At 71.7% G+C, this 10,963-nt stretch carries 1 protein-coding gene and 1 pseudogene; both read right to left on the bottom strand.

Annotated features, from left to right (window positions below; translation table 11 throughout):
* Positions 1-7,602: pseudogene (locus AB4Z01_RS34540) on the bottom strand (hypothetical protein); the annotation flags it as partial.
* Positions 7,603-8,080: 478 nt separating this feature from the next.
* Positions 8,081-10,957 (bottom strand): beta strand repeat-containing protein, encoded by a 2,877-nt coding sequence (locus AB4Z01_RS34535; protein ID WP_441701143.1) that lies wholly within the window; start codon positions 10,955-10,957, stop codon positions 8,081-8,083.
* Between the last annotated feature and the right edge of the window lie 6 nt (positions 10,958-10,963).

The following is a 10,963-nucleotide window of genomic DNA, read 5'->3' as shown; positions in this document are numbered from 1 at the left end:
GCTGAGCACATTGGCCGCGGCGGAGCCATACAGCCGGTCGTCGAGGTTCGACCCGATGAGATTCTCGATGCTCTGCAGCGTATCGCCCTGGGCATCGCCGCCGGTGCCGGTTCCCGCGATGAGGTCGATGACCACACCGACGGCGGAGGCCGCATAGTCCGCCGTGTCGACCCCGTTGCCGCCGGTGAGGGCATCCGCCCCCCCGCCGCCGCGGAGCAGATCGTTGCCGTCGCCGCCGCTCAGCGCATTGGCCCCGGCATCGCCGGTCAGCATGTCGGCGAAGGCCGAGCCGGTCAGGTTCTCGATGCTCAGCAGCGTGTCGCCCGCGGCGTCGCCGCCGGAGGCGGCGCCGTTGACCGTGACCACGACCGCGGCGGCCGAAGCCGCATAGCTCGCCGTGTCGATGCCGGCGCCGCCGTCCAGCGTGTCCGCGCCGGCGCCACCCTGGATAATATCGTTGCCGTCGCCCCCGGCCAGGACATTGGCCCCGGCGTCGCCAATCAGCGTGTCACTGAAGCCCGAGCCGATCAGGTTCTCGATATTGAACAGTGTGTCGCCCTGGGCGTCGCCGCCGAAGCCGGCACCGAAGTGGATAGCGGCCGCGAGGTTGACGATTACGGCCGCAGAGGCGGCATAGGTCGCGGTGTCGATGCCCGCGCCGCCGTCCAACGCATCGGCACCGGCGCCGCCGGCGAGCAGATCGTCCCCGCCGGTGCCGGAGAGGGCGTTGGCCCCGGCATCGCCGGTCAGGGTGTCGGCGAAGGCCGAGCCGATCAGGCTCTCGATGGCCGTCAGCGTGTCGCCCTGGGCATCGCCGCCGGACACGGCCCCGGTGGCCAGGTTGACGTTCACCGCGGCACTGGAGGCCTGATAGGCGGCGGTGTCGTTGCCGGCGCCGCCGGTCAGCGTATCGCCGAGCGCTCCCCCGACGAGAAGGTCGTCGCCGGCGCCGCCATCCAGGACATTCACGCCGGCGTCGCCGGTCAGCGTGTCGTCGAAGGCCGAGCCGGTGACGTTCTCGATGCCGGTCAGCGTGTCGCCCTGGGCATCGCCGCCCGCGCCGGTGCCGGCGGCCAAGTTGACGATCACCAGCGTGCCGGCCGCGGCATAGGTCGCCGTGTCGCTGCCGGCCCCGCCGCGCAGGGTGTCGGCGCCGCCGCGGCCCGCCAGCAGGTCGTCGCCGGCGCCGCCATCCAGGATATTGGCTCCGGCCTCGCCATTGATCACGTCGGCGAAGGCCGAGCCGATGACGTTCTCGATGCTGTTGAAGCTGTCGCCCGCGGCATCGCCGCCCGACGCGGTGTTGGACGAGAGGCTGAGACTGACCCCCGCGGCGGAGGCGGCATAGGAGGCGGTGTCGATGCCGTCGCCGCCGATCAGCGTGTCCGCGCCGCCGAGGCCCTGCAGCGTGTCTGCGCCGGTGAAGCCTTGGAGCTGGTTGGCCCCGGCGTCGCCCGTCAGCGTGTCGGCGAAGGCCGAGCCGATCAAATTCTCGATGCCGGACAGGGTGTCGCCTGCGGCATCGCCGCCGAGACCGGCGCCATTGACCGTGACCACGACTGCGGCCGCCGAGGCGATATAGGAGGCGGTGTCGATGCCGTTGCCGCCCTGCAGCGTGTCGGCGCCGGCGCCACCCAGTAGCACGTTGATGCCGTTGCCGCCCAGCAGCGTGTCCGCGCCGGCGTCGCCGTAGAGCGTGTCGTTGCCGTTGCCGCCGTTCAGCACATTCACCCCGGCATCGCCGGTCAGAATGTCGTTGAGGCCCGAGCCGGTCAGGTTCTCGATGCCGGTCAGGATGTCGCCCGTGGCGTCGCCGCCAGAGGCGGCGCCGTTGACCGTGACCACGATCCCGGCCGCGGAGGCGCCATAGCTGGCCGTGTCAGTGCCGGCGCCGCCGATCAGCGTGTCGGCGCCGGCGCGGCCGTCGAGCGTGTCGTTGCCGGCGCCGCCGTCGAGGGTGTTCGCCCCGGCGGTGCCGATCAGGATGTCGTCGAGATTCGAGCCGACGAGGTTCTCGATGGTCGCCAGCGTGTCGCCCGCGGCGTCGCCGCCCGCGCCGGTGCCGGTCAGCAGGTTGACCGTGACGCCCGCGGCCGAGGAAACATAGCTCGCCGTGTCGATGCCCGCGCCGCCGATCAGCGCGTCGGCGCCGCCGCGGCCGACCAGCAGGTCGTCGCCGGCGCCGCCATCCAGGACATTTGCCCCGGCACTGCCGTTGATGGTGTCGGCGAAGGCCGAGCCGATGATGTTCTCGATGCTGCTGAAGCTGTCGCCCGCGGCATCGCCGCCCGTCGCGGTGTTGGACGAGAGGCTGAGACCGATGCCCGCGGCCGAGGCGGCATAGGTCGCCGTGTCGACGCCGTTGCCGCCCTGCAGCGCGTCGGCGCCGCCCAGGCCGATGAGCGTGTCGTTGCCGTCGCCGCCCGCCAGGACATTCGCCCCGGCATCGCCGGTCAGCGTGTCGTTGAAGGCGGAACCAGCCAGGTTCTCGATGCTCTCGAGGGTGTCACCCGCGGCATCGCCGCCCGAGGCGGCGCCGTTGACCGTGACCACGACCGCGGCCGCCGAGGCGGCATAGGAGGCGGTGTCGCTGCCGTTGCCGCCCGCCAGCGTGTCGACCCCGCCGAGGCCCTGGAGCGTGTCGTTGCCGTCGCCGCCGAAGAGGATGTTGAACCCGGCCTCGCCGATCAGGGTGTCGCCGAAGCTCGAGCCGGCGAGGGACTCGATGCTGATCAGCGTGTCGCCTTGGGCATCGCCGCCCGCCGCGATGTGGGCCTGGAGGTTAATCGACACCGCGGCTGCCGAGAACTTATAGGTGGCCAAGTCGATGTCCGCGCCACCATCGAGAATGTTGGACGCGGCATCGCCGCCCAGCGTGTCGTTGAGGGCCGAGCCGATCAGGTTCTCGATGCCGGTCAGCGTATCGCCCTGGGCGTCACCACCGATGCCGATGCCGGTCGCGAGGTTGACGTTGACGGGCTCGACCGCAGAGGCGGCATAGGTCGCCGTGTCGATGCCCGCGCCGCCGTCCAGCGCATCGGCACCGGCGCCGCCGGCGAGCAGGTCGTCCCCGCCGGCGCCCGAGAGGGCGTTGGCCCCGGCATTGCCGGTCAGGGTGTCGGCCTGGTTCGAGCCGGAGAGATTCTCGATGCTGCTGAAGCTGTCGCCCTGGGCATCGCCGCCCGTGGCGGTGCCGGTCGCCAGGTTGACGTTGACGGCCGTGGAGGCGATGTAGTCGGCCGTGTCGCTGCCCGCCCCGCCGAACAGGGTGTCGGCGCCGCCGCGGCCCGCGAGCAAATCGTCGCCGGCGCCGCCACTCAGAAAATTCGCCCCGGCGCTGCCGTTGATCGTGTCGGCGAAGGCCGAGCCGATGATGTTCTCGATGCTGTTGAAGCTGTCGCCCGCGGCATCGCCGCCCGACGCGGTGTTGGCCGACAGGCTGACCACGATGCCCGCCGCCGAGGCGCCATAGTCCGCGGTGTCGATGCCGTTGCCGCCCTGCAGCACGTCGGCACCTCCGAAGCCGATGAGCGTGTCGTTGCCGTCACCGCCGGCCAGGACATTCACCCCGGCATCGCCGGCCAGCGTGTCGGCGAAGGCCGAGCCGGTCAGGTTCTCGATGCCGGACAGGATGTCGCCCGCGGCGTCGCCGCCGTTGGCGGAGCCGCCCGCGAGGTTGATGTTGACGCCCGCGGCGGAGCCGGCATAGGTCGCCGTGTCGGTGCCCGTGCCGCCATTCAGCGCGTCGGCCCCGGCGCCGCCGTCGAGCAGGTCGTTCCCGCCGGCGCCGGCCAGGGCGTTGGCCCCGGCATCGCCGGTCAGGGTGTCGGCGAAGGCCGAGCCGGAGAGGTTCTCGATGCTGCTCAGCGTGTCGCCCGCGGCGTCGCCGCCCGAGGCGGAGCCAGCCGCGAGGTTGATGTTGACGCCCGCGGTGGACGCGGCATAGGTCACCGTGTCGATGCCGCTGGTGCCTTCCATGCTGTCGGCCCCGGCGCCGCCGCCGAGCAGGTCGTCGCCCGCGCCGCCGGTCAGCGCATCGGCCCCGGCGCCGCCGTCGAGCAGGTCGTCGCCGGCGCCGCCACTCAGGAAATTCGCCCCGGCACTGCCGGTCATCACGTCGGCGAAGTCGGAGCCGAGGACGGTCTCGATGCTGGTCAGCGTGTCGCCCTGGGCATCGCCGCCGGACGCGGTCCCGATGGCCAGGTTGACCGAGATGCCCGTGGCCGAGGGTGTGTAGTCCGCGATGTCGATGCCGTTGCCGCCCTGCAGCGCGTCGGCACCGCCGGAACCGAAGAGCTTGTCGTTGCCGTCGCCCCCGGCCAGGACATTGGCCCCGCCGTCGCCATCCAGCGAGTCGATGAAGGCCGAGCCGATCAGGTTCTCGATGCCGGTCAGCGTGTCGCCCGCGGCGTCGCCGCCGTTGGCGCTACCCGTGAGGCTGATGCTGACGCTCGCGGCGGAGGCGGCGTAGCTGGCCGTGTCGATGCCGGCGCCGCCGTTCAGCGTGTCGGCCCCGGCCCCTCCCTGGAGCAGGTCGTTGCCGTTGCCGCCGTCCAGCACATTGGCCCCGGCATCGCCGGTCAGGGTGTCGGCGAAGGCCGAGCCGGAGAGGTTCTCGATGCTGTCGAAGGTGTCGCCCTGGGCATCGCCGCCGGTGGCGGTGCTGGTCGCGAGATTGACGTTGACGGCCGCGGAGGCAATGTAGTCGGCGGTGTCGTTGCCGGCCCCGCCCTGCAGGATGTCCGCGCCGCCGCGGCCTGCGAGCACGTCGTCGCCGTCATCGCCATCCAGGACATTCGCCCCGGCACTGCCGTTGATGGTGTCGGCGAAGGCCGAGCCGATGATGCCCTCGATGCTGTTGAAGCTGTCGCCCGCGGCATCGCCGCCCGACGCGGTGTTGGCCGACAGGCTGACCACGATGCCCGCTGCCGAGGCGCCATAGTCCGCGGTGTCGATGCCGTTGCCGCCCTGCAGCGCGTCGGCACCGCCGAAACCGATGAGCGTGTCGTTGCCGTCACCGCCGGCCAGGACGTTGGCCCCGGCATCGCCGGCCAGCGTGTCGCCGAACGCCGAGCCGGTCAGGTTCTCGATACCGAGCAGGACGTCGCCCGCGGCGTCGCCGCCCGCGCCGGCGCCAGCCGTGAGGTTGATGGCGACGCCCGTCGAGGAGGCATAGGAGGCGGTGTCGCTGCCGTTGCCGCCCTGCAGCACGTCGGCGCCGGCGCCACCCTGGAGCGTGTCGTTGCCGTCGCCGCCGTCCAGGGAGTTGGTGGCCCCGGCGTCGCCGGTCAGCGTGTCGTTGAAGGCGGATCCGATCAATTTCTCGATGGCCGTCAGCGTGTCGCCCGCGGCATCGCCGCCGGAGCCCACGCCGGTCAGCAGGTTGGCCGTGACGCCCGCCGCCGAGGCGGCGTAGGTGGCGGTATCGATGCCCGCGCCGCCCTGCAACGTGTCGGCGCCGCCGAGGCCGATGAGCGTGTCGTTGCCGTTGCCGCCGTTCAGCACATTCACCCCGGCATCGCCGGTCAGCAGGTCGTTGAGGCCCGAGCCGGTCAGGTTCTCGATGCCGGTCAGGATGTCGCCTGCGGCGTCGCCGCCCGAGGCGGCGCCGTTGACCGTGACCACGATCCCGGCCGCGGAGGCGCCATAGCTGGCCGTGTCGGTGCCGGCGCCGCCGATCAGCGTGTCGGCCCCGGCGCGGCCGTCGAGCGTGTCGTTGCCGGCGCCGCCGTCGAGGGTGTTCGCCGTGGCGGTGCCGATCAGGATGTCGGCGAAGGCCGAGCCGGTCAGGTTCTCGATGCTGCTCAGCACGTCGCCCTGGGCGTCGCCCCCGGTGCCGGTGCCCGTCATCAGGTTGACGGTCACCCCGGCACTGGACGCGGCGTAGGTCACCGTGTCGGGGCTGAAGCTGCCGTTCAGCACGTCGGCCCCGGCGCCGCCGTCCAGCAGGTCGGCGCCGCCGGCGCCATTGAGAGTGTTGGCCCCGGCATCGCCGGTCAGCGTGTCGTTGAAGGACGAACCGATCAGGTTCTCGACGCTGCTGAAGGTGTCGCCCTGGGCGTCGCTGCCCGCGCCGATGCCGGCTGCGAGGTTGGCCGAGATGCCGGCGGCGGCGGCGGCGTAGGTGGCGGTGTCGGTGCCGACCCCGCCCTGCAGCGCGTCGGCGCCGGCGCGGCCCTGGAGCGCGTCGTTGCCGTCGCCGCCGGCCAAGACATTGGCCCCGCCGTCGCCGGTCAGCGTGTCGTTCAGGGCCGAACCGGTCAGGTTCTCGATGCCGGACAGGGTGTCGCCCGCGGCGTCGCCGCCCGAGGCGGCGCCGTTGACCGTGACCACGATCCCGGCCGCCGAGCCGGCGTAGTCGGCGGTGTCGGTGCCGGCGCCGCCCTGCAGCGTATCGGCACCGGCGCGGCCCTGGAGCGTGTCGTTGCCGGCGCCGCCGTCGAGGGTGTTGGCCCCGGCGGTGCCGATCAGGATGTCGGCGAAGGCCGAGCCGATGAGGTTCTCGATGCTGCTCAGCACGTCGCCCTGGGCGTCGCCCCCGGTGCCGTTGCCCGTCATCAGGTTGACGGTCACCCCGGCACTGGACGCGGCGTAGGTCACCGTGTCGGGGCTGAAGCTGCCGTTCAGCACGTCGGCCCCGGCGCCGCCGTCGAGCAGGTCGGCGCCGCCGGCGCCATCGAGAGTGTTGGCCCCGGCATCGCCGGTGAGGACGTCGGCCTGGGCCGAACCGGCGATGTTCTCGATGCTGCTGAAGGTGTCGCCCTGGGCGTCGCCGCCGGTGGCGGTGCCGGTGGCCAGGTTGACGGCCACCCCGACAGCGGAGCCATCATACGAGGCGGTGTCGGTGCCGGCGCCGCCGTTCAGCACGTCGCCGAACTGGCCGCCTTCGAGGATATCGTTGCCGCCCCCGCCGATCAGCGTGTCGGCGCCGCCGGCGACGTTGATGCCGGCGTAGCTGTCGCCGAACAGGCTGTCGGCGCCATTGCCGCCATTGAGCGTGTCGGCGCCGTTGGACCCGGACAGCGTGGTGTTGCTGTTCAGCATGGCGGTCAGGACGTCGTTGAACGCTGAGCCCAGCACCGTCTCGAAGCCGGTGAAGGTGACGCCCCCGCTACCGACCCCAGTGGCCAGGTTGAGGGTGATGGCCGAGCCCCAGAAGCCGGCGTTGAGGGTGTCGGTGCCGGCGCCGCCGATCAGCGTGTCGGCGCCGCCGCTGATCTGGACGCCGTCGTCGCCGCCACCGCCATCGACCGTGTTGACCCCGCTGTCGCCGACGAGCTGGTCGGAGAAGGCGCTGCCGATCAGGTTCTCGAAGCCGGTCATGGTGTCGCCCTGGGCGTCGCCGGACAGGGCGATGGAGTTCAGGGCCACCCCGACGTTGCCGCTGGAATTGGCATAGCTGAGCGTGTCGATGCCGGCGCCGCCGTTCATGGCGTCGGCGCCCGCGCCGCCCTGGATGACGTCGTTCCCGCCGAGGCCGCTGAGCGTGTCGTTGCCGGCGAGGCCGTTGATGATGTCGATGCCGTCCGGATTGGCCGGATTGCCCGGATCGGTCCCGGTGAGGGTGTCGGCGCCGGCGGTGCCGTTGAGGGTCTGGGTCACGATCGTCCTCCTGCTCCGCTGGGTCGGCGCCGCCGGTTCTATTGGTAGCGGCCGGGCTTCAAATGCGCCCGGTCGGCCCAGGCAGGACTGTATAGGTAGGATTTATCACAGGTTCTGCATATCCGGGTAGGCAGATCGCAGGGCGGCGATGAGCGGCACTGTGAAAGAAATTGTCATCCTCGGGCTTGACCCGAGGATCCAGGGGCTTTCAAAGCCGTTCTCGGTGGCCCCTGGATTGCCGGGTCAAGCTCGGCAATGACAATAAAGTTTAGGTCAGCGCTTAGATCTGCAACCCGAAAAGCTTAACCGGACAGCAGTGGGTCAAGCCGGGCAATGACAGAAATGGGAAGAATGCTCTGGTCTCTGAAACTTGGATTCGGTGCCCTGAGGCAGATCGGACAATTCGTGGGGCCGGATGCCGCGTCTGGAGGCAACCGAGGATAGGCCCGGACGCCGCCGGCGTCCGGGCCTGCCGCAGCTACAGCACGAAGTCGCTGGCGGTCAGGGCGTGGTCGGAGGTGACGTTGATGGCGAAGTCGGAGACCTTGTCGCCGTTGACGTCGACATAGACCACCTGGACCGCCCCGGCCGTCACCACCCGCAGCTCGCCGCCCGCGCCGGTGTAGGCGCCGGTGCCGAAGGTGAAGGCGGTGTCGCCGTTCTCGCTGTTGCCGTCGGCATCGATCGCCGACAGGTCGATCTTGTCGCCGGTCGTGACGTCCAGGATCGTGTCCTTGCCGAGGCCGGAGACCGCGCTGTCGGACAAGGCGGTGTAGACGAAGCGGTCGTTGCCCGCGCCGCCCTTCAGCGCATCGCCGCCGCCACCGCCGGTGAGCACGTCGTCGCCGGCCATGCCCCASAGGGTGTTGGCRTTGGCGTCGCCGGTCAGGGTGTCGGCGAAACCCGAGCCGACCACCTGCTCGATGCTGCCGAGCGTGTCGCCCGCGGCGTCGCCGCCGGAGACGTCACCSGTCGCRAGATCGACCGACACGCCGGCGGCCGAGCCGAGATAGCTCGCGGTGTCGATGCCGTCGCCGCCGGTCAGCGCGTCGGCCCCGGCGGCGCCTTCGAGCGTGTCGTCGCCGTCGCCGCCGTCGAGCTGGTCGTCGCCGGCGCCGCCCAGGATGTTGTCGTCTCCCGCCTCGCCGAAGACCTGGTCGTTCTCGCTGCCGGCATCGACCGAGTCATCGCCGATGCCGCCATGGATGGTGTCGACCCCGGCGCCGCCGACCAGCCGGTCGGCACCGTCGCCGCCATCGAGGTTGTCGTTCCCGGCCTCACCGGAGAGCGCGTCGTCGCCGCCATTGCCGACGAGGGTGTCGTTGCCGAGCTCGCCGCCGATGATGTTGCGGACGTTGTCGCCGGTCAGGGTGTCGTCGTTGCTGGAGCCGTACAGGTTCTCGATGTTGGTCAGCGTGTCGCCCGCGGCGTCGCCGCCGCTGTGGATGCCGGTCAGCAGGTTGACCGAGACTGCCTCGGCCGAGCCCTGGTAGTTGGCGAAGTTCAAGCCAGCGCCGCCGTCCAGCACATCGGCCCCAGCCCCGCCGCGGAGCTGGTCGTCGCCGCCGCCGCCGCTCAGCACATTGACGCTGCCGTCGCCGTACAGCCGGTCGTCGAGGTTCGACCCGATGAGATTCTCGATGCTCTGCAGCGTGTCGCCCTCGGCGTCGCCGCCGGTGCCGGTTCCCGCGATGAGGTCGATGACCACCCCGGCAGCGGAGGCCCCATAGTCCGCCGTGTCGACCCCGTTGCCGCCGAAGAGGCGGTCGGCGCCGGCCCCGCCGACGAGCGTGTCGTCGCCATCGGCGCCGCGCAGGTCATTGACCCCGCCATCGCCGGTCAGGGTGTCGGCGAAAGCCGAGCCGACGAGGTTCTCGATGCTCAGCAGCGTGTCGCCCGCGGCGTCGCCGCCGGAGGCCGCCCCGCTCAGCAGGTTGACCGAGACCGCCGCCGCGGAGGTGTCATAGGCGGCGGTATCCAGGCCGCTGCCGCCGTCGAGGGTGTCCGCCCCGGCCCCGCCGGTGAGCGCGTCGGCCTCGGTGCCGCCGGTCAGCACATTGGCCGCGGCGTTGCCGGTCAGCGCGTCGGCCAGGGCCGAGCCGGTGAGGTTCTCGATCCCCGTCAGCGTGTCGCCCTGGGCTTCGCCGCCGGTGCCGGTGCCGGTGAGCAGGTTGACCGTGACCGCATTCGCCGAGCCCTCGTAGTCGGCGGTGTCCGTGCCGTTGCCGCCGATCAGGCTGTCGGCGCCGGCGCCGCCGGCGAGCGTGTCGTCCCCGTCGGCGCCGGAGAGGGCGTTGGCCCCGGCGTCGCCGACCAGGACATCGTCGAAGTTCGAGCCGGAGAGATTCTCGATGCTGTCGAAGCTGTCGCCTGTCGCATCGCCGCCGCTCACGGCGGTGTTGGCAAGGTTGATCCCGACGCGCGCGGCGGAGGCGATGTAGTTGGCCGTGTCGCTGCCGGCCCCGCCTTGCAGGATGTCCGCACCGGCGCGGCCCGCCAGCACGTCGTCACCGGCACCGCCATCCAGGACATTCGCCCCGGCACTGCCGTTGATCACGTCGGCGAAGGCCGAGCCGGTGGCGTTCTCGATGCTGCTGAAGCTGTCGCCCGCGGCATCGCCGCCCGACCCGATGTTGCTCGTGAGGTTGAGGATGACGCCCGCGGCCGAGGCGGCATAGGTCACCGTGTCGATGCCGTTGCCGCCCTGCAGGTTGTCGGCGCCGCCGAGGCCCTGGAGCAAGTCGTTGCCGTCGCCGCCGGCCAGGATGTTGGCTCCGGCGTCGCCGGTCAGCGTGTCGTCGAAGGCCGAGCCGATGAGGTTCTCGATGGCCGTCAGCACGTCGCCCTGGGCGTCGCCGCCCGCGCCGGTCCCGTTCAGCAGGTTGACCACGACCGCGGCCGCCGAGGCGGCATAGGAGGCGGTGTCGCTGCCGTTGCCGCCCTGCAGCACGTCGGCGGCGCCGAGGCCCTGGAGCGTGTCGTTGCCGTCGCCGCCGGTCAGGAAGTTGGTCGCGGCGCTGCCGGTCAGCGTGTCGGCGAAGGCCGAGCCGACCAGGGTCTCGATGCCGGACAGGGTGTCACCCGCGGCGTCGCCGCCCGTGCCGGTCCCGGTCAGCAGGTTGACCACGACCGCGGCGGCCGAGGCGGCGTAGGAGGCGGTGTCGCTGCCGTTGCCGCCCTGCAGCACGTCGGCGCCGCCGAGGCCCTGGAGCGTGTCGTTGCCGTCGCCGCCGGCCAGGATGTTGGCTCCGGCGCTGCCGCTCAGCGTGTCGGCGAAGGCCGAGCCGATGAGGTTCTCGATGGCCGTCAGCACGTCGCCCTGGGCGTCGCCGCCCGCGCCGGTCCCGTTCAGCATTCAGCA

It is taken from the genome of Inquilinus sp. YAF38 (genome assembly GCF_052113205.1).
Taxonomy (GTDB): Bacteria; Pseudomonadota; Alphaproteobacteria; order DSM-16000; family Inquilinaceae; genus Inquilinus.
This window is presented reverse-complemented; position numbering and strand designations above follow the sequence as displayed.